We start from the raw sequence: 21,482 nt of genomic DNA on the forward strand, positions 1-21,482 counted from the left end.
CACCTCAGCGTGGAGATATGGACAGCGACCATTGCTATCATTGCGGCCAACCCGTACCGACAGGCGTCGATCTCGTGGTCAGCATCGACGAGCAGCCACAGGCGATGTGCTGTGGCGGTTGTCAGGCCGTTGCGCAGGCGATTGTCGGCAATGGGCTGGCTGACTACTACCGCCACCGTGACGCACTGCCCAGTTCGCCACGTGAGGCGCTGCCGGCGATCGTCGAGGGCTTGCAACTCTATGATCACGCGAACTTTCAGAAGAGTTTCGTGCGCGTCCTCGGTGATCGTGGCGAGTGCAGCGAGCGTGAGGCGGCGCTGATCCTCGAAGGGATTAGCTGTTCGGCGTGCATCTGGCTGAACGAACAGCACCTGTCGCGACTGGCCGGTGTCACTTCGGTCGACATCAATTATGCGACGCGACGTGCCCGGGTTCGCTGGGATGAGCGGCGGATCAAGCTGTCCGGGATTCTGGCGGCGATCGCCGCCATCGGCTATCGCGCTTATCCCTACGATGCTGCCAAGAGCGAGGAACTGGCGCGCAAGGAGCGGCGCAGCGCGCTCTGGCGGGTATTTGTCGCCGGCTTCGGCATGATGCAGGTGATGATGTACGCGGTGCCCGTCTATCTGGCCGGCGCCGGTGAGATGACCCCCGAGGTCGAGCAGTTGATGCGCTGGGCGAGCCTCGCGCTGACGCTGCCGGTCATCTTCTACTCGGCTGCACCCTTCTTCGGCAATGCCTGGCGCGATCTGCGACTGCGCCGCGTCGGCATGGATGTGCCGGTAGCGCTGGGCATCGGCGCCGCCTTTGCAGCCAGCGTGTGGGCCACGCTGACGGCCGGCGGCGAGGTCTATTTCGATTCGGTAACCATGTTCGTCTTCTTTCTGCTCAGTGGGCGCTTCCTGGAAATGACCGCCCGTCAGCGTGCAGTCAGTGTCACCGAGGCGCTGGCCCGGCTGATGCCGGTGGTCGCCGCGCGCGTGCCGGCGTACCCGGCGAACCGCGACGCCGTGCAAGTCATGGCGGCCGATCTGCGCCCAGGGGATGTCGTGCTGGTCAGGCCGGGCGAGACGATTCCAGCCGATGGACAGGTGATCGAGGGCCAGAGCAGCGCTGACGAGTCGCTGCTGACCGGCGAGAGTGCGCCGGTCAGCAAGCGCCCCGGAGCGTCCGTGACCGGTGGGGCGATCAACATCGAAAGCCCCTTGCTGGTCGAAGTCACCGCGGTTGGCGAGGGCACGCGCCTGTCGGCGATTGTCCGTCTGATGGAGCGTGCGGCAGCCGAGAAGCCGCGCATCGTCGAACTCGCAGACCGTATTGCCAGTCGCTTCATCGTCACGCTGCTGTTCCTGGCGGCGGCGGTGGCCGTTGCCTGGTGGTTCATCGATCCTGGCCGGGCGCTGTGGATCACGGTTTCCGTGCTGGTCGTGACTTGCCCCTGCGCACTGTCGCTGGCGACCCCGGTGGCGCTCACCGTAGCCAGCGGGGCAATGGCCAGAGTCGGCCTGTTGGTGACGCGCAGCCATGCTGTCGAGACGCTGGCACGGGCCAGCCATTTCGTTTTTGACAAGACGGGTACGCTGACCAGCGGCCGCATGCAGTTGCTGGAACTGCTGCCGCTCGGCACACTTGATCAGACGGCGAGCCTGGCTCTGGCCGCCGCTCTCGAACAGGCGTCGGAGCATCCGATCGGAGCTGCCTTGCGGGCCGCCGCCGCCGGTGAGCATCTGCCGACCGTGCACTCGCCGAGCAACGAGCCGGGCTGTGGCGTCGCCGCCGTGCATGGCGGCCGGCAGGTGCGCCTCGGTCGGCCGGACCATGCCCTCGCCCTGCACGGCAAACCCTTGCCGGAATCCGCGCAGGCGCTACTGGCCAGCGGTGATACGGTGGTTGCGCTCGCTGACGAGGCGGGCTGGATCGCGCTCATGCGTCTGGGCGACGCGCTGCGGCCGGAAGCGGCGGGGATGGTCGCCGCCTTGCGCGCGCACGGACGGCAGGTGGCGCTGCTGACCGGCGACGGCGAACCGGCCGCTCGCCGTGTCGCGCGCGCGCTGGGGATCGACGAGGTGCAGGCGAACGCATCGCCGCAGGCCAAGCAGGACTACGTGCGCCGCTTGCAGGCCAGCGGCGCGGTCGTGGCGATGGTCGGCGACGGCGTCAATGACGCGCCGGTTCTGGCGCAGGCACAGGTCTCGGTGGCCATGGGCGGCGGTTCGCAGTTGGCGCGCACACAGGCGGACCTGATCCTGCTCTCCGAAAACCTGGATCACCTGCGGCGCGGTTTTCTCGTGGCGCGCAGTTCGCTGTACGTGCTCAGGCAGAACCTGCTATGGTCGTTTGCCTACAATCTGGTCGCCTTGCCACTGGCGATGACCGGCTTCATCACCCCGTGGATGGCCGGTGTCGGCATGTCCGGCAGTTCCTTGCTGGTGGTTGCGAATTCATTGCGACTGCAGAAGATCGCCGGGAGTTGAGCCATGATGGAAACGTTGTATCTGCTGATTCCGATCTCCGTGGTGCTGGTCTTCCTGATCGGCATCGCCTTCTGGTGGTCACTGCGCAACGGTCAATTCGACGATCTGGAAGGGCCGGCCTACCGCATCCTCATGGACGACGACAGCCCGCCACCGAAAGCGGTGGCGGGCGAGGTTCCGCCCGCTCCAACGGTCAGGCCTTTTCAAGATCATTGTTGACCGAGGTCAAGACGTCGATCCGGCGGGCCGGGATAATGTCTCTCTATGGGGTGGACGCTTCGGCAGTGCGTGCCTGGGGTGTTCAGGGAGGTTTCTCTGTTGGGGTTCGGGTGCGTTTCGACGCACCCTTTTTTTGTCTGCGAGCAGGCGTCTGTTGCCGCCGGAGAGCTTGATCTGTGTCAAATGAGCGCCCATCGGGGTAGAATAGCATCCGCAAAATCAGTGCTCAGCATAAGGGCATTCAGGGCGGTGAAAGCCGGTTATTTGGTCAACAAAGAGGTGAGTCCATGTCGGAAACTCAGTCAACATACAACTACAAGGTGGTGCGGCAGTTTGCCGTGATGACCGTCATCTGGGGGATTGTCGGAATGCTGGTCGGCGTGATCATTGCCGCCCAGATGGTCTGGCCGGAACTGAACATGGGCTGGCTGCATTTCGGCCGATTGCGTCCGCTCCATACCAATGCGGTCATTTTCGCCTTCGGCGGTTGCGCCCTCTTCGCCACCTCCTATTACGTCGTGCAACGTACCTGCCATACGCGAATCTTCTCCGACGGTCTGGCCGCCTTCACCTTCTGGGGCTGGCAACTGGTGATCGTTCTGGCGGCGATCACCCTGCCGCTGGGTATCACTCAGGGCAAGGAATATGCCGAACTCGAATGGCCGATCGACATTCTGATCACCGTGGTCTGGGTGGCCTACGCAATCGTCTTCTTCGGCACCATCGCCAAGCGCAAGGTCACGCACATTTACGTGGCCAACTGGTTCTATGGCGGCTACATTCTTGCCGTTGCGCTGCTGCACGTGGTCAACAGCGCCGCCATCCCGGTTTCGCTGACCAAGTCCTACTCGGCCTATGCTGGTGTGCAGGACGCGATGGTGCAGTGGTGGTACGGCCACAACGCGGTCGGCTTCTTCCTCACCGCGGGCTTTCTCGGCATGATGTACTACTTCGTACCGAAGCAGGCCGGTCGCCCGGTCTATTCGTACCGGCTGTCCGTGGTGCACTTCTGGGCGCTGATCTTTACCTACATGTGGGCCGGTCCGCACCACCTGCACTATACCGCGCTGCCCGACTGGACGCAGTCGGTGGGCATGCTGTTCTCGCTGATCCTGCTGGCGCCTTCGTGGGGCGGCATGATCAACGGCGTGATGACGCTGTCGGGCGCATGGCACAAGCTGCGTGACGACCCGATCCTCAAGTTCCTGATCACCTCGCTGTCGTTCTATGGCATGTCGACCTTCGAAGGCCCGATGATGGCCATCAAGACGGTCAATGCTCTGTCGCATTACACCGACTGGACGATCGGACACGTACACTCCGGTGCGCTGGGTTGGGTGGCGATGATTTCCATCGGCTCGATCTACTACCTGTTGCCGCGTCTGTTCGCCAAGCCCGAAATGTTCAGCGTCAAATTGATCACCGTGCATTTCTGGGTGGCCACGATCGGCGTTGTGCTCTACATCGCGTCGATGTGGATTGCCGGGGTCATGCAGGGCCTGATGTGGCGGGCAGTGAATGCTGACGGTACGCTGACCTACAGCTTTGTCGAATCGGTCAAGGCCTCGTATCCCTTCTGGGCGATCCGTTTCCTGGGTGGCTGCCTCTTCCTGAGCGGCATGCTGATCATGGCCTACAACATGGTCAAGACGATTGCCGGTGGCCGGGCGGTTGATGACGCGCTGGTCTTGCAACCGGCGGCTAACCACGCCTGAGGAGGGGAATGAAATGAAACTTACGCATGACGCAATTGAACGTAATGTCGGTTTGATGGTTGTCCTGACTCTGCTGGTGGTCAGCGTCGGCGGCCTGGTCGAAATCGTACCGCTGTACTTCCAGAAATCGACCACCGAACCGGTGACCGGACTCAAGCCCTATGACCCGGTCCGCCTGACGGGGCGTGACGTGTACATTCGCGAAGGCTGCTACCTGTGTCACTCGCAGATGATCCGTCCATTCCGTGCCGAGACCGAGCGCTATGGGCATTATTCGGTCGCCGGCGAGTTCGTCTATGACCATCCGTTCCAATGGGGTTCCAAGCGCACCGGGCCGGACCTGCACCGTGTCGGTGGGCGCTACTCGGACGAATGGCACCGTGCTCACCTGATCAATCCGCGTGATCTGGTTCCCGAGTCGAACATGCCAGCGTTCGCTTTTCTCGAGAAGGCGCCCGCTGATGCGAGCAGCATAGAGGCCAAGATGCGCGCGCTGCGCAAGGTCGGTGTCCCCTATACCGATGAAGAAATCGCCGGCGCCAGGAAGCAGCTTGAGGGCAAGAGCGAGCTCGACGCCCTGATCGCCTACCTGCAGGGGATGGGCCTCGAATTGAAGAACGCGAAATAAGCGCATGGACATCAACGATCTGCGGGCCATCGTCACGGTGGTCTCCTTCCTGACTTTCCTCGGGATCGTCTGGTGGGCTTACGGCGTGAAGGCCAACAAGAAGCGCTTCGAAGAAGCGGCCATGCTGCCCTTCGCAGATGAAGAAGCGGAGCGGGCCGAACTCGGCCTGGATCGCAACCGGGAAAGGAAAGCATCATGAGCGATTTTGTCAATCAGTTTTGGAACTGGTACGTCATTCTTTTGGTGCTGGTCAGCATCATCGCCTGCGGCGTCCTGCTGTGGACGCAAAGCGTCACGACTCCTGGCAAAGGGGACACGACCGGGCACGTGTGGGACGAGAACCTTGAGGAGTACAACAACCCGCTGCCAAAGTGGTGGATGTGGCTGTTCTATATCACGGTCATCTTCTCGCTGGTCTATTGCGTGCTCTATCCCACGCTGGGCAGTTACCAGGGCGTCCTTGGCTGGTCGTCCGATGGGCAGTGGGCGAAAGAAAAAGCCAAGGCCGACGAGCAGACCAAACCTCTTTATGACAAATACATGAAGATGGACCTCAAGGCGCTGGCCGCGGACAAGGAAGGCGTCGAGACGGGCAAACGGCTGTATCTGACCTATTGCATGCAGTGTCATGGTGCCGATGCGCGGGGCTCGAAGGGCTTCCCCAACCTGGCTGACAATGACTGGCAGTGGGGCGGCGAGCCGGAGACGATCGTCGAGACGATCAGCAACGGCCGTATGGGTGTGATGCCGCCGCACGCTCAACTCGGCGCCGAGACGATCAAGGATCTGGCCAACTACGTGCGTTCGCTTTCCGGTTTGCCGGCCGATTCGGTGCGCGTGACCAAGGGTCAGGAAGCCTTCAATTCGGTCGGCTGCTCCGGCTGTCATGGGCCTGATGCCAAGGGTATGCACGCCGTCGGAGCGCCGAATCTGACCGACAAGATCTGGCTCTACGGCAGTTCGGAAGGGACGATCATCGAGACGATCACCAAGGGCCGCACCAATCAGATGCCGGCGTGGAAAGAGTTCCTCGGCGAAGAAAAAGTGCACGTTTTGGCCGCTTACGTGCTGAGTCTTGGCTCCGGCGCCGGCAGCCAGTAAGCGACGCCAGATTGGCGGAGCGGCCGTAGTGTAGCCGCTCCGTTTTTTTTGCTGCCAACCCGTTGCGCGCGGGGGGCATGCCGTATTTACTCCATGGCTGATTCACATCAAGGCTACAATCACGCCGGAATGTAGCATTAGAGTTTGGTGTAATACTGAAATGGATCGGAGCCAAGATCATGGTTGACACGGCCGGCAGCAAGGCCAAGGCAATTCCCATCAACGTCGATGGCTTGTACGAGAAGCACAGAACCGTCCATGCCCGCAGCGTAACGGGGCGCTTCAACAACTGGCGTTGGGCGATGGTTTTTGTCACCCAGGCGCTGTTCTATGGTTTGTGCTGGCTCCAATGGGGCGGGCGGCAGGCGGTCCTCTTTCACCTGGTTGAACGCAAGTTCTACATTTTCGGTATGGTTTTCTGGCCGCAGGACGTCATCTATCTGGCGATACTGCTGGTGATTTCGGCTTACGGACTGTTTCTGGTCACCGCCATTGGTGGCCGCCTGTTCTGTGGCTACGCGTGCCCACAGACGGTCTACACCGAGATCCTGATGTGGATCGAGCGCAAGATCGAGGGTGAGCGGCCGGCGCGCATGAAGCTCGACGCGCAACCGATGAACGCACGGAAGTTCCGGCTGAAGCTGATCAAGCATTCGCTGTGGCTGCTGATCGCCCTTTGGACGGGGATCACCTTTGTCGGCTATTTCACACCGATCAAGGACTTGCTCAGCGGGATGGCCTCGTTCGAGTTGGGACCGTGGGAGGCTTTCTGGATTTTTTTCTATGCCGCCTTCCTGTACATGATGGCCGGTTTCATGCGCGAGCAGGTGTGCAAGTACATGTGTCCCTACGCCCGCTTTCAGGGCGTGATGTTCGACCCGGACACCCTGATCATCAGCTATGACCCCGCGCGGGGTGAGCCGCGGGGTCTGCGCCGGAAGGGAGCCGCTGCCGGCGCGCAACCTTTGGGGGATTGCGTAGACTGCAGCATCTGTGTTCAGGTCTGCCCGACGGGAATCGATATTCGCAACGGTTTGCAGCTCGAATGCATCGCCTGCGCGGCCTGTATCGATGCCTGCGACCAGGTGATGGACAAGGTGGGTTCGCCGCGCGGCCTGATTCGCTACTCGACCGAGAATGCCCTGGAAAAGCACTACTCCGTGGGCGAGATGTTCGGCCACCTGCTGCGCTTCAGAACCCTGCTGTATACCAGTATTCTGTTGGCCATTGTCCTGGCGGCGGTGTGGAGTCTGGCGCACCGCGTGCCACTGAAGGTCGATGTGCTGCGCGACCGCTCGACCTTGTCACGTGAGGCCGACGATGGACGCATCGAGAACGTGTTCCGCCTTCACATCTCGAATACCGACGACTCGGCGCATCGTTATTCGATTGCGGTCAGCGGTATCGAGGGGATTGATATTGTCGGCGATCACCAGGTCGAGATTCCCGCAGCGTCGTCAACCACCGTGGCCCTCTCCGCGCGTGTTCAGCCGGGGACCGGCAACAAGGGCGCGAACCAGATCTTCTTCGAGGTGAGGGCCGAGAATAACGATCAGATCGCGGTGCGCGAGAAAACGAGCTTCTTCCTGCCATGAGTGCCATGAATACCGTTAATCCGAGAACTCTGAAGTCATATTCCGCCAGCCAACCGTGGTACCGCCAGCCGTGGCCATGGTTGCTCATGCTTGGCCCGGCGACGGCCATTGTGGCGGGTCTGTTCACCGCCTACCTGGCAGTGGTCACCAATGATGGTTTGGTCGAGGACGACTACTACAAGCAGGGCCTGACCGTAAATCAGCGCACGGAGCGCGATCATCGAGCGGCTGAACTGGGAATCGAGGCCGAGTTTGTCCTTGGCGCTGACGGCGGGCGAATCAGGGTTTTGCTCCGCTCGCACCAGGGCGTGCACTTGCCCGAGGCGCTTGCCTTGCGCATTGCGCATCCGACGCGCCCGGGCTTCGATCAGAACGTGCTGCTGCATTTGGAGTCGGCGGGCGTGTACACCGGCTCGCTGGTACCTTTGCCGCCTGGTCGCTGGCACACTACCCTCGAGGACGACAAGCAGCAATGGCGCCTGGTGGGCGATTGGGTCACGGAGAAGGATTCGACCCTGCGCGGGATGGCGTCTGCCAAGTTCGTGGCCAGAGCTAATGGAAGTTCCGACGGGAGGTAAGCATGGCTTGGGATCTGTTGTTTTCGAGTGACTACGGGCTGTTCAGCGTATTCGTGATTGTCTTCATCATTGGCATGGCGATCTGGTTTCCGTATTTCTACAACAAGAAAATGCGTGAGGACGAGGGGCAAGCCAGTAAATAGCCCAGCAGCCAGGACGCTTTTGGCCACTGGCGTTGCAGGGTTCCCGGAGCAGGCGTGGCTGGGGAGATCAAGAGAGCATTGATGCCTGATGCGCCAGTACGCCATTTGCTATTGGCGCTGACGGTATCGGTGCTGCTTCACGCTGCACTCCTGATCCGTGTCCACACGGTGTCGCCCGTCCGCCTGGAAGTGGCGACCCCGACGATCCAGGCGGTAATCAGTGTTCGCCCCGCTGTGGTCGCGGTGCCGCGACCACAGCCTGTAGTCGGCGTCCCCGTTCTGCCGTCCCCGCCGGCTGCCCCGTCCGCGACGCTGCGGCGGCGCGTTCCCCCCATGCAGGCCGTGTTGCCTGCGACCGCCACGGAGTCCCCTGCGGTGGCCTCGGCGACGTTGGCGCCCGAGCAGGTCTTGCCATCTGCGCTCCCGGCGCAGGTCAGCGGCAGCCTGGAAGCGACGCCAGAACGCGTCAGCCCCGACGACCTGCGCCAATACCGTGTCGCCCTGGCGATAGCGGCACGTCGCTTCAAGCGCTACCCCTCGCTGGCGCGGGAGCGGGGATGGGAGGGGACTGTCGAGGTAGCACTCGATGTGACTGCCTGGCAGCCTGCCCCCGCAATTTCGCTCGTACGATCAAGCGGACGGGCTGCCCTGGATGAGCAGGCAATGTCGATGATCGAACAGGCAACGGCGGCCACGACGCTGCCTGAGCGTCTCAAGGGCAGGGCGTTTCGGGTCTTGTTGCCGATTGAGTTCTCGCTGACTGCCGATCACTAACCGTTCGCTGGCCGCAGTTCTTCCTCGTGGAACGTGAAGCGACCAGCCTTGCGGTCGGCAAAATAGGCGCGCAGGCAGCTTGTAACGCTCTGAAAGGCAAGCTGCTGCCAAGGGATGTTTTCCTCGGCGAAGAGCGCCGTCTCCAGGGTTTCGAGGCCGGCAGAGAAGCACTTGCTGATCATCCGGGCACGGTAAAAGAGGTGCACCTGGCTGATATGTGGCACACTGACGAGGGAAAACGGCTGACAAATCTCGACCTGAGCGCACGCTTCCTCGAGCGTTTCGCGCCTGGCCGCCTCGGCCGTCGACTCGCCGTTTTCCATGAAGCCGGCTGGCAGTGTCCAGAAGCCATAGCGCGGCGAGATCGAGCGCCGGCAGAGCAGAATCTGGTCCTGCCACTCGGCGACACAGCCGACCACCAGCTTGGGGTTGAGATAGTGAATCGTGCCGCAGCCCTGGCACACGTGACGGGGCAGGTTGTCGCCTTCCGGAATCAGAAGCCTGACTGTTTCGCCGCATTGACCGCAGAACTTCATTGCTGAAACTCCCTTGCCCGTTGTCTGATCAATGTGCCTAGTTTATCCTTCATTGCGCCTTTCCCGGTGCCTCAGGGGCGCAATCTGGCTACAATGCGCGACAGTGACGATCTTCAGCCAGCGACGTTCGCAGAACGCGCAATGACAAGGGGTACTGGATGTTTCTGATTGTTGGGTACGTGATCATTCTGGTGGCAGCACTCGGAACCTATGCGGTGCACGGCAGTCTGGCCGCGCTGTGGGTACCCCTGGAATACGTCGCCATCGTTGGTTTGACCATCGGCGGCTTTGTGGCCAGCAACGATCTCAAGATCATCAAAACCACTGTTGGCGCGCTGCCGGGGATCTTCAAGGGATCGAAGTTTACCAAGGTTCTTTATGTCGACCTTTTGGCGATGCTCTTCGAGGTTCTGGCCAAGGTGCGCAAGGAGGGCCTGATGTCGATCGAGAACGACGTCGAAAACCCTCACGACAGCCCGATATTCGGCAAGTACCCGTCGCTTGCCGAGGACCATCATGTCATGGAATTCATCACCGATTATCTGCGCATGATGGTCGGCGGCAATCTCAATGCCATCGAGATCGAGAACCTGATGGACATCGAAATCGAGACGCACCACCACGAGGCCGAGACACCCGGTCACGTGGTATCCAAAGTCGCTGACGCTGTCCCGGCGTTCGGCATCATCGTGGCCGTGATGGGTGTGGTCAATGTCATGGGATCTGTCGGTGAGCCGCCGGCTGTGCTGGGCAAGATGATCGGTGGGGCCCTGGTCGGCACCTTCCTCGGCATCCTGATTGCCTACGGTTTTGTCTCACCGGTGGCCAGCCTGCTGGAGCAGAAGGCACAGGACGGCGCGAAAATTTACCAGGTGATCAAGGTCGTCTTGCTGGCCTCGATGTCCGGCTACGCGCCGCAGGTTGCCGTCGAGTTTGGACGCAAGACGCTGGTCTCCGGGGTTCGCCCGACTTTCCGCGAACTCGAAGACGAACTCAAGGCTCGCAAGGGAAAGTAAGCCATCGTGCGGCAATTGATCGGAGAGGTTGAATGACTGAAGACGTAAGACCGATCGTCATCAAGCGCATCAAGAAGGTCGCTGCTGGTCACCACGGAGGGGCGTGGAAAATCGCCTATGCCGACTTCGTGACGGCGATGATGGCGTTCTTTCTGCTGATGTGGCTACTCGGCTCGACGGCCAGCGGTGACCTGAAGGGAATCGCCGATTATTTTCAGAATCCGCTGAAGATCGCTTCGCAAGGGGGGTCCGGAAGCGGCGACAGTTCGAGCATTCTCAAGGCCGGCGGCAAGGACTTGACGCGCCGGGCCGGCCAGGTCAAGGCGGGCGATATCGATGCCAAGAGCAAGGCCGTGAATCTCAAAGAAGCCAATGCCGAGCAGGCGCGCAAGGATTTTGAAGAGCGCGAGAAGGCCCTGCTCGGAGATCTCAAGAAGAGCATCGAGAAATTGATCGAGAGCAACCCGGCGCTCAAACAATTCAAAAGCCAACTGTTGATCGACATCACCAGCGAGGGTCTGCGCATTCAAATCGTAGACGAGCAGAATCGGCCAATGTTTGACACCAGTAGTGCCGACCTGAAGCCGCATACGCGAGTCATCCTGCGCGAGATTGGCAAGGCGCTCAATGCCGTGCAGAACAAGTTGAGCCTGTCAGGTCACACCGACGCCGCGCAGTATGGCGGCGGCGACAAAGGTTTCTCGAACTGGGAGCTTTCGGCCAATCGTGCCAATGCTTCCCGGCGAGAACTGATTGCCGGTGGAATGGACGAAAACAAGGTGTTGCGCGTCGTTGGCCTGGCGTCCACTGTCCTGTTCGACAAGAACGACCCCTTGAGTTCGATCAATCGCCGGATCAGCATCATCGTCCTGAACAAGAGATCCGAGGAAGCGTTGTTGCAGGAAGACGGCAAGGGGGATTCGGTCGAGGTCGGCGGCGAGGGGATAGACGCCAGCACGCTCTCTCCACCGCACGGTCTAGGCCGCAAGGAATGAACTGGCCGGGTCCGCGGCCCCGGCAGCTTGTGCAGCTCAGTCCGTCAGGCTTGGGGAATGGTTTCCAGGAAGGCGGCGCGGCGCATCAGCTTGTCGTAAAGGCGAGCGAGATTGGGGTGCTTTTCCTGCCAGTTGATTTCCGGGAAGCGGAAAACAAGGTAGCCGAGCGCGCAACCGACAGTGACATCGGCGAGTGAAAAATGCGTTCCCATGCACCAGGTGTTGTCGCCAAGCTCGACGGCCATGAACTCCAGGCTGCGGCTGATCTTGTCTTCCTGACGGGCGATCCAGTCGCCCCCCTGTTGCGCGGCAGGCCGCTTCTTCTCCAGAAAGACCAGTGCTGCCGCGTCGCAAACGCCGTCAGCCAAGGCCTCCCAACGCTTGACTTCGGAGCGCTCGCGATTGGGGCTGGGCATCAACTTGTTGTTTGGCGCGACGTTGTCGAGGTACTCGACGATGACGCGCGAGTCGAACAGGACGGTGTTGTCGTCGAGGACGAGGATCGGGATCTTGCCCAGCGGATTGACGTTGGCGACCTGGGTTTCCGGCGTCCACGGCGAGTCGATGTCAAGGTCGTAGTCGATCTTCTTCTCTGCGAGAACGACACGCGCTTTGCGAACGAAGGGACTGGTCAGTGATCCGATGAGCTTCATCTGCTTCCTGATGGTAAAAGACTGTTAACAATTATAGCATCGCCGCCACATCCAGTTTACGGGTGCAGCTCACGGACGGGTAAAATGCGGGCTTGCTCCTTACCCGTATCAAGGACCACCCGGATGTCTTTTTCTGCCCTTACCGCCCTTTCACCGCTGGATGGTCGTTACGCCGGCAAGCTGGATGCGCTGCGGCCTGTGTTCTCCGAATATGGCCTGATCCGTCGCCGCTTGCAGGTCGAGATCGAATGGCTCAAGCTGTTGGCGGCTGAGCCCCATTTCAGCGAAATTCCGCCGTTCGCCTCGGAAACGCTGCTTGAACTGGACGCGCTGGTGGCTGATTTCGGTCCGCTGGAGGCTGGCGAGGTCAAAGAAATAGAGGCGGTCACCAACCACGACGTCAAGGCGCTTGAGTACTGGATCAGGGAGCGTCTGGCGAACAACGCAGAAGTGATGCGCGTCGCCGAGTTCATCCACTTTGCGTGCACCTCCGAGGATATCAATAACCTGGCGCACGCGCTGATGTTGCAGATTGCGCGCGACGAAACGATGCTGCCGATGCTCGACCGCGTTCTCTGCCGCCTTCGGGAACTGGCGCACGCCTTCGCCGAACTGCCGATGATGTCGCGTACGCACGGCCAGCCGGCGACACCCACGACGCTCGGCAAAGAGATGGCCAACGTGGCCTATCGCCTTACACGGGCCCGTTCGGCTATTGCCAGCGTCAGGCTGCTTGGCAAGATGAACGGCGCGGTTGGCAATTACAATGCCCATCTTGCGGCTTACCCCGGCTACGACTGGGAAAGCCTGGCCAGACGTTTCGTCGAATCCATGGGTCTCGAATTCAATCCCTATACGATACAGATCGAGCCGCATGACGCCATGGCGGAGCTGTTCGATGCCTTTGCACGGGCCAACCTGATTCTCGTCGACCTGAACCGCGACATCTGGGGCTACATCTCGCTGGGCTTCTTCAGGCAGAAAGTCAAGGCCGGCGAAATCGGTTCCTCGACGATGCCGCACAAGGTCAATCCAATCGATTTCGAGAATTCCGAAGGCAACCTCGGGCTGGCCAATGCCCTGCTGCGCCATCTCGCCGAGAAGCTGCCGGTTTCGCGCTGGCAACGTGACCTCACGGATTCGACGGTACTGCGCAATATGGGCGTCGCTCTCGGCTACACGCTGCTCGCCTACGATTCGCTGTTGCGCGGCCTCAACAAGCTGGAAGCCGACGCCGAGCGCCTGCATGCCGATCTCGACGCCAACTGGGAACTGCTGGCCGAACCGATACAGACGGTGATGCGTCGCTACGGCGTGGAGAATCCCTACGAGAAGCTCAAGGAGTTGACCCGCGGCAAGCGCATCTCGCGCGCCGACATGCAGCGTTTCGTCGCCACACTGGAGATTCCGGCTGCGGCCAGGGCTGATCTGCTGGCGCTGACGCCAGGGGACTATACGGGCCTGGCGGCCACGCTGGCGCGGAGAATTTGATGCGCACACCACAAGCCCCCGCGAACGCGCCTGAAACCTTAGCAACCGGCGCCGACCCGGAGACGATCGTCTGCCCGAGTTGCGAGCAGGCCGTGCCTCGCAGCGCGCTCTACTGCCCGTATTGTTGCGGCGAGGATGGTCGGCGCGGGGCGACCAAGCGGGGTTTTTTCATCGGCGGCGTTTTCGGCTTGCTGGCCGGTGGCCTGTTCAGCGCCGTTTGGTCTTCGCTCGTCGGACCCGAGCAAGCGACAGGGCAACTGGTGCTGGCGATCACCCTTGCCTGCGGTGCCGCTGGCGCGATCGGAGGCGCAATCCTCAGCCGGAGGCGGTGAAGGTGGGACGGTTTAACGGCTGACAGAGACGGCGCCAACGGCCTTGACTTCTTCCCGGTAGACGTCGTGTCTGCGGGTACCAGTTTGCATAAAGCTTCATCGGTTAAGCTCGGTGTTGACTACCGGCTCAAGAGTATTCCGGCCACCCTCTTCAAACCAGCGGGTACGCAGACGATGTGACAGTTGCAATATGGGCTGCTCAACCACACGATAACCCAGCCAGCCGTAGCCCAGAACCGCTGCCAGCATGGTCAGGACGGCGATAATATTGTCCAGCAAGCTATCCGGTAGCGGGGATGTCAGCAGCCATAACCGGCCGACTGCGGACAGTACAAGAACATGAGACAAATATACAGAGTACGACATATCACCGATGAATTGCAGCGATTTTGGCAGGGTAAATCTATTCAGCTTCTCAAGCGTCATTACGGAGAGCACCAGAAGCCCGTACAGGGAGCCAAGGGTGACGACTCGTAAGAGGCCTTCCTGTTTAATAATATCGAGAGCGTAAACAGCGGGAATCCCGACCAACAGAACAAGGCTGATCAAGATGCTGGCGTGACGTGCTGGCAAATGCGGAACCGAATCTTTCGAAATAGCGATTGCCACCAGTGCGCCAATGATGAACTCAAGAGAATACGGGTGAAGGGCAATGCGCGCCGCTGGTGGAAAATCGCCAACCGAAAAAACAAGATTGATCACGATGATTATCGTGCCCCATGAAAGCAGCGCAGGCAATAGCAAGCACTCATGGAGTAGGAGCAGAACGGCAAACACGAGGTAGAACCATAGTTCGTGAATGAGCGACCAGGCAACCATGACCAGCGGCAATTGGTTGCCGGGCAGGAGGAAAAATGAGGAGACCAGCTGGACATGCTGCCCTTGCGAGGAATTGACCCAACTCGGCTTGATGAAAAATATAGCCGCCGTCAAGAAAAAGTAGAGCCAGTAAGTCGGATAGATGCGGCTAAACCGCCCCCAAAGGAAGCGCATCATCTCGCCACTACGGCCGAAGCGGCCTTTCGTTACCGTCACCATAACGAAGCCGCTGATCACGAAAAAAAGATCGACACCTGATTGCCCAAAACTGAAAAAGTCGGGAAGAATGAGATCTCCACCAGAGTATTTTCTCTCGACTGACAAAGAGTGAAACGCTACGACGCCGAGGACCGCAATGCCTCTGATTGCTTGAATTGACAACAATTGTTTCATGAGCAAGGTAAACGCCTGATCGGGCCACCAACCGAAAATCTCCCTGAGGTCACTCCCGGGTGGTACATATAGGAACAAACCGTCGGAAAGAGTGACTCAAGAATCCATAGAACAATAACCCGGCGTGAATTCAGGTCAAACAAGAATTCTCCCGATTGTGTCACCGCCACGGTAGGCCGGCCAATACCGCGCCGGGGACGGCGAGCGCTGAGCGAATGTGTCTGCTCTCGGCAATATAGCATAGGGTCTGAGCATGGCCGTTGCGAGATTGTCGCGGTCGCCACAGGAGCGAGGCACCACTGAAGCTAGAGCGTCATGCCAGCCTTGGCTGCGCGAGTTCAACGCTTGGTCAGATCCAGCTCGCCCTGCCGCGGTTCGCTTGGATCGTCCTCGTCAGCACGCGTCGCCAGAGTGCTGACGCGCACGCCGAGCAGCCGAAGCTTACGTTCGAGCGGCACCCGGCGCAGGCATTCGCGGGCAGCGCGCAGAATGTCGTGGGCGTCGGCAGTGGCCGCGGCGAGCGTCAGGTCGCGCGTGACTGTCTGAAAATCGGCAAAGCGCAGCTTCACGCCGATCGTTCGCCCTCGGTAGCTCTTGCGCCGCAGGTCTTCAGCGACGTGTCGGCACAAGGCGATGAGGACGCCACTCAGCGTCTCACGGTCGTCGCGCACATGCAGGTCGCGCTCGAAGGTTGTTTCGCGGCTGATCGACTTCGGTTCTGCAGAGGTAAGCAGCGGTCGGTCGTCGATGCCGTGTGCCGCTTCGCTCAGCCAAACACCATAGCCGCGACCGAAGTGGCGTTGCAGAAGTGCCGTGTCGGCATGCGCCAGTTGCCTGATCGCATGGATTCCGAGTTCGGCGAGGCGTGCGCTCGCCTTCGGGCCGATGCCATTGATCTTGCGTACCGGCAAGGGCCAGATGCGCTGCGCCAGATCATCGGCCGCGAGCAGCGTCAGGCCGTCGGGCTTGTCGAGGTCGGAGCCGATTTTTGCCAGCAGCTTGTTGGCGGCGACGGCAATCGAACACGACAGGCCGGTGGCCTGGCGTACTGCTTCCTTGATGCGCTGGGCCAGCGAGCGGGAATCTTCCGCAAGTGCGCTCAGATCGAGGTAAATCTCGTCGATTCCGCGGTCTTCGATCGCTGGCACGATACGCGCGACGGCGGCCTTGAAAAGCCGCGAGTAATGGCGATAGGCGGCAAAGTCTACCGGCAGCAGAATCGCTTCCGGCGCCAGCCTGGCTACCTTCATGATGCCCATCGCCGAAGCCACGCCGAGGGCGCGCGCTTCATAGGTGGCGGTGGTAATGACGCCGCGGCCGACGTAGTCGCGCAGGCGAGAGAAGCACCGACTGCCGTCGACCAGGACGACCGGCTGCTGCGCGTTGCTGCCACCGATCACCAGCGGCTGCCCGCGCAGTTCCGGGTAGCGCAGGAGATCGACGGAAGCGTAGAACGCATCCATGTCGAGATGCGCGATGCGGCGCGGCAGCGCTTTCAAGTGCCTGATTGGGTGGGCGGAGGTCGCCCGGGAAGCCGACTGTCGACCCCCAGGGCGGCATGATGCGCGGGAATGACCAGGTATCGTCGGTCGGGTCTGCCCTGCGGAGTGCGGCACCGCTGCCGCTCAAGGCGCCTTCGACTCACTCCGGCGGCGATTCTTCCAGAAATTGATCGACAGGTAGATCATGAAGCCGACGAAGGTGAGAAAGCCGGCAATCTGGAAATACAGCGAGTAGTTGGTCCGGTAGCGGCCGGTGACGGGGTCGTAGATCGAGCAGATGATCCTGACCCGTTCCATGATCTCTTTGAGAGTACCGACCTCGGCCGGGATCGCCGAGCCGGTGATCAGCCCCTTGAGCGGCTCGGCGAGGTCTTCGGCGGTGAACTTTTCGCCATAAACCTGGCGCACGATGCGTCCTTCGGCGTCGACCATCGTCACCTGGTTGAGGTGGTCGAAGCCAGCCGGGGTGGCGACAAAGCTGAAACCGAAATTTCGCGTCAGGTCACCGACGATCGCCGGGGCCGGGCTCAGAAATTCCCAGTTGGGCAGGTGAATGCCGTACTGTTTGGCGAAGTCCCTGAGCGCTGCCGGCGAGTCGAAAGGCTGGTTGAAGCCGATGCTGATGACGTTGAAACGCTCCGCGCCAATCATGCCGACGGTATTCTGGACGGCTTTCTGCAAGTTGCGCGTGGTCGTCGGGCAGACCTGAAAACAGGCGGTGTAGATGAAGCTGACCAGCAATGGCTTGCCGCGGTAACGCGCCAGGTCGACCGGCCGTCCCTCGCGGTCGAGCAGGACGAAGTCGCCCACCGGCTTGCCGATCGCGCTTTGGGACAACGTGAAAGCCGCTTTTTCGTCGAGGGCAGTGAGTGCCAGGCCGCTGTTGATTCCCTGCGGGCGGGCCGTGAGCCTGGGTTTGTCAGTAGGGACCTCGTCGGCCAGAACCGGATTGACCGCCAGAAAGGCTAGCGATGCGAAGAGTGCGCGGAAAGATCGACCGATCACTGCCGTTGGCCGGTGGCAGATCAGAACGCGAATTGTCGGTCCACGATGGCGGCCAGCAGCACCAGAGTCAACTGGATCAGCGAGGCATGAAAACAGACCATCGCCGATTTGCGGTTGGGGTCACGCGTCAGTCGCCAGGCTTTCTGGATGAAGAGGAAGCCGCCGAGGGCAGCGCCGGCGAAGTAGATCGCACCAAGCCCGAAGGCCAGCGGCAGGAGCGACGCGGCGACCAGTGCCAGGGTGCTGAAAAAAATCGTGTCCGCTGCCCGCTGATCACCGACGACGACCGGCAGCATCGGCACGCCGGCCGCTTCGTAGTCGGCGCGGAAAGCGATCGCCAGACTCCAGAAGTGCGGTGGCGTCCACAGAAAGAGCACCAGCGCCAGCGCCAGCGGTACGCCGCCAGGTTGCGGGTCGGCGGCGGTGGCTCCGGCCAGCACCGCCCAACTGCCGGCCAGGCCGCCGAAAACGATGTTCAGCCAGGTCCGCCGCTTCAGCCATACGGTGTAGACGATGGCATAGAAGAAAGCGCCGAGAAAGACGAACAGCGCCGACCACGCGTTGAGTGCCAGCCACGCACTGCCGACTGACAGCGCCATCAGTGCGCAGATGACCAGCAGCCAGATGGGTCCGTGCCGCAGTTCGCCGGTGACGAAAGGGCGCTTGCTGGTGCGCGCCATCAGGTGGTCGGTGTCGTGCTCGTAATACTGGTTGAAGGCGCCGGCGCTGGCCGAAGAGACCAGTACCGACAGGGTCAGCACCAGCAGTTGCAGCAGGCTCAGGCCAGGCCCCGGGCTGACCGCCAGTCCGGCCAGCGCGGTAAAGGTGATGACGACGCCAATGCGCAGCTTGAAGACGCCCAGAATGGCACGGAAGGGGAAACCGGGGGTGCTGTTCGATGGGAGTGTGGATTGCATTGGCGTCGATAGCTTGGCGATCAGTTGAAAGACGATGGGACGGACGGATCGGGTCGCTGAGTCAGATCTCAGACCTCAGACCTGCTTGAATCGAGCCTGTACTCCAGGCCCGATTGAGGCAGGCCCCCACGCCGATAGCGTGGGGGAGATTGCCCGATCAGCTCAGCAGCCAGACCTCGGACAGGTACTTCCAGTTGACGAAGTAGTATAGAACGAAGCAGACGAAGAGCAACAGCGCCAGGACGACGGTGCCGGGAACGCCGACGTGGTCGCTGCCGTGCGCGACCGCCGACGCGGCCTGGGTGTTGGCCGGGATCGGCGTCGGCTGGTTGGAGACCTTGCCGCCGTCAAGCTTCTTGCCGAACAGCAGCGAACCGACGACGAGCAGGATCCATAATCCGCCGCCAATCACGGCAATGACGCCAAAGATCCCGGTCAGGCCCATCATCAGGTAGGCGGCACCCGGCCATTCATACTGGAACGGTGCGCCGGAGAAGGCCATGTCCCAGTGCCGGCGGGAGACGCCCAGCGTGCCGGCACCCATCATCACCAGGCCGAGAACCGACATGCTGATGCCGAACAGGTAGGGCTGGATCTGGCACAGTTTCGGCAGGATCATTTCGCGCCGGAAGAGGACCGGGACCAGCAGGTAGGTGATCGACATGAAGGCCAGAGTCGTTCCGGTCACCACCGTGGTGTGGAAGTGGCCGGGGACATAGAAGGTGTTGTGCATCAGCATGTTGATCTGCTCGGTACCGAGCACGACACCCGAGATGCCGCCGAGGAAGCCGAAGCTGACCAGCGAGATGAACATTCCGGAGAACACCGGGTTGCCCCAGGGCGCCTTGCGCAGCCATTCGAAGAGGCCGTTGGTGTAGCCCTTGCGCCGCTGCGCCGCTTCGATCGCGCCGGGAACCGTAAAGCCGTGGATCATCGAGGCCATGACCGCAAAATACATGAAGTAGGAAGTGTTGAGTACCTTCCACTCGGAACTCATTCCGGGGTCGGAGAGCAGGTGGTGCGCACTGGCAAGTTGCAGGAACAGGATGTAGAGCAGGAAAGCTCCGCGCGACACTTTCTCGGACAGCGGCTTGGCGCCGAAAATCACGGCCGCGGTCAGATACCAGATGGAGACGTGTGCCGCCACGTTGATCTGCTGCGACGAGTGCCCCAGGCCCCACCACACCATGCGGTACAACTGCGCGTCGATTTCCTTGATCAGGCCGATCGACCAGAGAAAGGTCGGGATCAGGATGCCTGCGCCGGCGAGGATGGTGAAGGTGGCGATGATCGCCGCCGTCAAAGCGCCGAAAGTGACCAGCGGCAGCGAGCCCTGATAGGTCTTGTCCTTCTTGGCAACGACCAGCGTGCCAAAGAAAACGGCCGTACCGAGCAGCGCACCGACGGCGACCAGGATGATCCCCAGGTAGAAGTGCGGCGCTGCCTGCATCGGCACGTAGGAAGTGAACATCACGCTCGATTCGCCCTGGAAGATGGCGATATTGGTCGTGATGCCGCCGACGACCATCAGCCAGAAACCAAGCCAGGCGATCTTTGGCGTCGCCAATCGGCAGCGGAGCAGCGTCGATGAGGCGAAGTAGAGGACGGCCATCTCGAAGAACAGGATCCACAGGATCAGCATGTCGACGCCGTGGGCGGTGAGAATCAGGTAGAACTGGTCGGCCGGCAGCAGCTTGATCGCCGGCCAGCGCGTGAGGATGACCAGCAGCGCGGTGATGCCGCCGACGAGCAGCCAGAGGACGCCGGCGACAGCGTTCCAGCGCATCAGCTTTTCGGCCTGGTCCTCGAATTGCAGTCCGGAGACGGGACAGGTACGGTAGGTCGTTGCCATCTATTGATTCCCCCTTATTTCACGTAGATACGGCCAAGCATCGAGGAGTGGCCGATGCCGCAGTACTCGTTGCAGACGATGGCATAAGTGCCTTCCTTGGTCGGCGTCATCTTGACCACATGCTCATAGCCGGGGAGCACTTCGATGTTGATGTTCACCGGCTGCAGCGAGAAGCCGTGCGCGTAATCCATCGACGAGAGGTGGATCTTGTAGGTCTGACCCTTTTCCAGTTCCAGAATCGGATACCAGGCCCACAGGCGGGCGATCAGGTAGCCATCGCCGCCGGCCGGCACCTTGACCACCGGGATGTTCTGATCGGTCTCGGTACGGATGGTGTTCTCGGCAATGAACTTTTCGGCTTTGGCGCCGAACAGCTCGGGGGTCGTTTTGTAAGCCTCATTCGACAGGTTCTGTTTCCCGTAGACGTGCCAGTAGATCATCATCGCGAACATGATCATCCCCCAGACGAAGGCGATCGCGATCCACGCCCACTCGACCTTGTCGATCGGTTGCTTCCACCAGAGCCGATCCGACGGCGGCAGAATTGCACTCATATTTGATTCTCCCTGAAGTGACTTCGTGGGTTAGCGGGCGACCGGCGTGTTCATGATGTCGATGATTCCCCACAGGATGTAGAGCAGCCCCGGTGACGCCACGCCGAGAAAGAGGAGCAGGAAGTGGTTGTCCAGCAGCTTCTGCATGAACGGAATGTCGTCATCGTTTTGGTCGGCCATTTGTGTATCC

At 60.9% G+C, this 21,482-nt stretch carries 23 protein-coding genes; 14 read left to right on the top strand and 9 right to left on the bottom strand.

Annotated elements, in window-relative coordinates:
• Positions 1-17 precede the first annotated feature (17 nt).
• The 10 genes from ACCAA_RS09735 to ACCAA_RS09780 all read left to right on the top strand — a co-directional run bounded on the left by ACCAA_RS09735 (position 18) and on the right by ACCAA_RS09780 (position 9,227).
• Complete coding sequence (locus ACCAA_RS09735) at positions 18-2,474, top strand: heavy metal translocating P-type ATPase (RefSeq protein WP_186407055.1); 2,457 nt, start codon at positions 18-20, stop codon at positions 2,472-2,474.
• Between the two features lie 6 nt (positions 2,475-2,480).
• Positions 2,481-2,693, top strand: a complete 213-nt coding sequence (ccoS, locus tag ACCAA_RS09740; RefSeq protein ID WP_186407126.1) for a cbb3-type cytochrome oxidase assembly protein CcoS — start codon at positions 2,481-2,483, stop codon at positions 2,691-2,693.
• A 287-nt stretch (positions 2,694-2,980) separates the two neighbouring features.
• The gene (gene ccoN / locus ACCAA_RS09745) at positions 2,981-4,408 is read left to right on the top strand and encodes a cytochrome-c oxidase, cbb3-type subunit I (RefSeq protein ID WP_186407056.1); all 1,428 of its coding nucleotides are present in this window, start codon (positions 2,981-2,983) and stop codon (positions 4,406-4,408) included.
• Positions 4,409-4,421: 13 nt separating this feature from the next.
• Entirely contained in the window at positions 4,422-5,036 is a 615-nt protein-coding gene (ccoO, locus tag ACCAA_RS09750; protein WP_186407057.1) for a cytochrome-c oxidase, cbb3-type subunit II, read from the top strand.
• A gap of 4 nt (positions 5,037-5,040) precedes the next feature.
• Positions 5,041-5,235, top strand: coding sequence for a cbb3-type cytochrome oxidase subunit 3 (locus tag ACCAA_RS09755; RefSeq protein ID WP_186407058.1), 195 nt, complete (start codon positions 5,041-5,043; stop codon positions 5,233-5,235).
• Positions 5,232-6,137, top strand: a complete 906-nt coding sequence (gene ccoP / locus ACCAA_RS09760; RefSeq protein WP_186407059.1) for a cytochrome-c oxidase, cbb3-type subunit III — start codon at positions 5,232-5,234, stop codon at positions 6,135-6,137. Before ACCAA_RS09755 ends, ccoP begins: the two co-directional genes overlap by 4 nt.
• 179 nt (positions 6,138-6,316) lie before the next feature.
• Positions 6,317-7,732, top strand: coding sequence for a cytochrome c oxidase accessory protein CcoG (gene ccoG / locus ACCAA_RS09765; RefSeq protein WP_186407060.1), 1,416 nt, complete (start codon positions 6,317-6,319; stop codon positions 7,730-7,732).
• A 5-nt stretch (positions 7,733-7,737) separates the two neighbouring features.
• Positions 7,738-8,310: a FixH family protein gene (locus ACCAA_RS09770; protein WP_186407061.1), complete on the top strand. Its 573-nt coding sequence runs from the start codon at positions 7,738-7,740 to the stop codon at positions 8,308-8,310.
• Positions 8,311-8,312: 2 nt separating this feature from the next.
• On the top strand, positions 8,313-8,453 hold the full coding sequence (locus ACCAA_RS09775) for a DUF3149 domain-containing protein (protein ID WP_186407062.1): 141 nt from the start codon (positions 8,313-8,315) through the stop codon (positions 8,451-8,453).
• 81 nt (positions 8,454-8,534) lie between these two features.
• Complete coding sequence (locus ACCAA_RS09780) at positions 8,535-9,227, top strand: TonB family protein (RefSeq protein ID WP_186407063.1); 693 nt, start codon at positions 8,535-8,537, stop codon at positions 9,225-9,227.
• On the opposite strand, the gene ACCAA_RS09785 is transcribed toward ACCAA_RS09780, so the two are convergent.
• Positions 9,224-9,763 (bottom strand): NUDIX hydrolase, encoded by a 540-nt coding sequence (locus ACCAA_RS09785; RefSeq protein ID WP_186407064.1) that lies wholly within the window; start codon positions 9,761-9,763, stop codon positions 9,224-9,226. The two genes, ACCAA_RS09780 and ACCAA_RS09785, sit on opposite strands and share 4 nt — an antisense overlap.
• Positions 9,764-9,921: 158 nt before the next feature.
• Between ACCAA_RS09785 and motA the strand changes: the two genes are divergently transcribed.
• The gene (motA, locus tag ACCAA_RS09790; protein WP_186407065.1) at positions 9,922-10,779 is read left to right on the top strand and encodes a flagellar motor stator protein MotA; all 858 of its coding nucleotides are present in this window, start codon (positions 9,922-9,924) and stop codon (positions 10,777-10,779) included.
• Positions 10,780-10,811: 32 nt separating this feature from the next.
• Positions 10,812-11,774 (top strand): flagellar motor protein MotB, encoded by a 963-nt coding sequence (gene motB / locus ACCAA_RS09795; protein ID WP_186407066.1) that lies wholly within the window; start codon positions 10,812-10,814, stop codon positions 11,772-11,774.
• Between the two features lie 44 nt (positions 11,775-11,818).
• On the opposite strand, the gene ACCAA_RS09800 is transcribed toward motB, so the two are convergent.
• Positions 11,819-12,427 carry a glutathione S-transferase gene (locus ACCAA_RS09800; protein WP_186407067.1) on the bottom strand — a complete coding sequence of 203 codons (609 nt, stop codon included), beginning with the start codon at positions 12,425-12,427 and terminating at the stop codon, positions 11,819-11,821.
• Positions 12,428-12,550: 123 nt separating this feature from the next.
• Between ACCAA_RS09800 and purB the strand changes: the two genes are divergently transcribed.
• Positions 12,551-13,918 carry an adenylosuccinate lyase gene (gene purB / locus ACCAA_RS09805; RefSeq protein WP_186407068.1) on the top strand — a complete coding sequence of 456 codons (1,368 nt, stop codon included), beginning with the start codon at positions 12,551-12,553 and terminating at the stop codon, positions 13,916-13,918.
• Entirely contained in the window at positions 13,918-14,250 is a 333-nt protein-coding gene (locus ACCAA_RS09810; RefSeq protein ID WP_186407069.1) for a zinc ribbon domain-containing protein, read from the top strand. The genes purB and ACCAA_RS09810 overlap by 1 nt, the downstream gene beginning before the upstream one ends.
• A gap of 96 nt (positions 14,251-14,346) precedes the next feature.
• Here the strand turns inward: ACCAA_RS09810 and ACCAA_RS09815 are convergent, their stop codons facing one another.
• The 7 genes from ACCAA_RS09815 to ACCAA_RS09845 all read right to left on the bottom strand — a co-directional run bounded on the left by ACCAA_RS09815 (position 14,347) and on the right by ACCAA_RS09845 (position 21,472).
• On the bottom strand, positions 14,347-15,462 hold the full coding sequence (locus ACCAA_RS09815) for an acyltransferase family protein (RefSeq protein ID WP_186407070.1): 1,116 nt from the start codon (positions 15,460-15,462) through the stop codon (positions 14,347-14,349).
• 338 nt (positions 15,463-15,800) lie between these two features.
• Positions 15,801-16,961 carry a DNA polymerase IV gene (gene dinB, locus ACCAA_RS09820; RefSeq protein WP_186407071.1) on the bottom strand — a complete coding sequence of 387 codons (1,161 nt, stop codon included), beginning with the start codon at positions 16,959-16,961 and terminating at the stop codon, positions 15,801-15,803.
• Between the two features lie 126 nt (positions 16,962-17,087).
• Complete coding sequence (locus ACCAA_RS09825) at positions 17,088-17,969, bottom strand: SCO family protein (RefSeq protein ID WP_245754525.1); 882 nt, start codon at positions 17,967-17,969, stop codon at positions 17,088-17,090.
• Positions 17,970-17,989: 20 nt separating this feature from the next.
• Positions 17,990-18,886 carry a heme o synthase gene (cyoE, locus tag ACCAA_RS09830; RefSeq protein ID WP_186407072.1) on the bottom strand — a complete coding sequence of 299 codons (897 nt, stop codon included), beginning with the start codon at positions 18,884-18,886 and terminating at the stop codon, positions 17,990-17,992.
• A gap of 157 nt (positions 18,887-19,043) precedes the next feature.
• Positions 19,044-20,738 carry a cbb3-type cytochrome c oxidase subunit I gene (locus ACCAA_RS09835; RefSeq protein WP_186407073.1) on the bottom strand — a complete coding sequence of 565 codons (1,695 nt, stop codon included), beginning with the start codon at positions 20,736-20,738 and terminating at the stop codon, positions 19,044-19,046.
• Between the two features lie 14 nt (positions 20,739-20,752).
• Complete coding sequence (locus tag ACCAA_RS09840) at positions 20,753-21,292, bottom strand: cupredoxin domain-containing protein (protein ID WP_186407074.1); 540 nt, start codon at positions 21,290-21,292, stop codon at positions 20,753-20,755.
• A gap of 30 nt (positions 21,293-21,322) precedes the next feature.
• A complete protein-coding gene (locus ACCAA_RS09845; protein WP_015766301.1) occupies positions 21,323-21,472 on the bottom strand; it encodes a hypothetical protein in 150 nt (49 codons plus the stop codon).
• Between the last annotated feature and the right edge of the window lie 10 nt (positions 21,473-21,482).

The sequence above is a fragment of the Candidatus Accumulibacter aalborgensis genome (assembly GCF_900089955.1).
Taxonomy (GTDB): Bacteria; Pseudomonadota; Gammaproteobacteria; order Burkholderiales; family Rhodocyclaceae; genus Accumulibacter; species Accumulibacter aalborgensis.

What these genes read in the sequence shown, in the direction of transcription:
- ACCAA_RS09835 (WP_186407073.1), bottom strand. Translation starts at nt 20,738, where the DNA reads ATGGCAACGACCTACCGTACCTGTCCCGTCTCCGGACTGCAATTCGAG.
- cyoE (WP_186407072.1), bottom strand. Translation starts at nt 18,886, where the DNA reads ATGCAATCCACACTCCCATCGAACAGCACCCCCGGTTTCCCCTTCCGT.
- ccoG (WP_186407060.1), top strand. Translation starts at nt 6,317, where the DNA reads ATGGTTGACACGGCCGGCAGCAAGGCCAAGGCAATTCCCATCAACGTC.
- ccoP (WP_186407059.1), top strand. Translation starts at nt 5,232, where the DNA reads ATGAGCGATTTTGTCAATCAGTTTTGGAACTGGTACGTCATTCTTTTG.
- ACCAA_RS09785 (WP_186407064.1), bottom strand. Translation starts at nt 9,763, where the DNA reads ATGAAGTTCTGCGGTCAATGCGGCGAAACAGTCAGGCTTCTGATTCCG.
- ccoN (WP_186407056.1), top strand. Translation starts at nt 2,981, where the DNA reads ATGTCGGAAACTCAGTCAACATACAACTACAAGGTGGTGCGGCAGTTT.
- ACCAA_RS09840 (WP_186407074.1), bottom strand. Translation starts at nt 21,292, where the DNA reads ATGAGTGCAATTCTGCCGCCGTCGGATCGGCTCTGGTGGAAGCAACCG.
- ACCAA_RS09810 (WP_186407069.1), top strand. Translation starts at nt 13,918, where the DNA reads ATGCGCACACCACAAGCCCCCGCGAACGCGCCTGAAACCTTAGCAACC.
- ccoS (WP_186407126.1), top strand. Translation starts at nt 2,481, where the DNA reads ATGGAAACGTTGTATCTGCTGATTCCGATCTCCGTGGTGCTGGTCTTC.
- ACCAA_RS09770 (WP_186407061.1), top strand. Translation starts at nt 7,738, where the DNA reads ATGAATACCGTTAATCCGAGAACTCTGAAGTCATATTCCGCCAGCCAA.
- ccoO (WP_186407057.1), top strand. Translation starts at nt 4,422, where the DNA reads ATGAAACTTACGCATGACGCAATTGAACGTAATGTCGGTTTGATGGTT.
- ACCAA_RS09815 (WP_186407070.1), bottom strand. Translation starts at nt 15,462, where the DNA reads ATGAAACAATTGTTGTCAATTCAAGCAATCAGAGGCATTGCGGTCCTC.
- ACCAA_RS09780 (WP_186407063.1), top strand. Translation starts at nt 8,535, where the DNA reads ATGCCTGATGCGCCAGTACGCCATTTGCTATTGGCGCTGACGGTATCG.
- ACCAA_RS09845 (WP_015766301.1), bottom strand. Translation starts at nt 21,472, where the DNA reads ATGGCCGACCAAAACGATGACGACATTCCGTTCATGCAGAAGCTGCTG.
- motA (WP_186407065.1), top strand. Translation starts at nt 9,922, where the DNA reads ATGTTTCTGATTGTTGGGTACGTGATCATTCTGGTGGCAGCACTCGGA.
- ACCAA_RS09775 (WP_186407062.1), top strand. Translation starts at nt 8,313, where the DNA reads ATGGCTTGGGATCTGTTGTTTTCGAGTGACTACGGGCTGTTCAGCGTA.
- ACCAA_RS09735 (WP_186407055.1), top strand. Translation starts at nt 18, where the DNA reads ATGGACAGCGACCATTGCTATCATTGCGGCCAACCCGTACCGACAGGC.
- ACCAA_RS09800 (WP_186407067.1), bottom strand. Translation starts at nt 12,427, where the DNA reads ATGAAGCTCATCGGATCACTGACCAGTCCCTTCGTTCGCAAAGCGCGT.
- purB (WP_186407068.1), top strand. Translation starts at nt 12,551, where the DNA reads ATGTCTTTTTCTGCCCTTACCGCCCTTTCACCGCTGGATGGTCGTTAC.
- motB (WP_186407066.1), top strand. Translation starts at nt 10,812, where the DNA reads ATGACTGAAGACGTAAGACCGATCGTCATCAAGCGCATCAAGAAGGTC.
- ACCAA_RS09755 (WP_186407058.1), top strand. Translation starts at nt 5,041, where the DNA reads ATGGACATCAACGATCTGCGGGCCATCGTCACGGTGGTCTCCTTCCTG.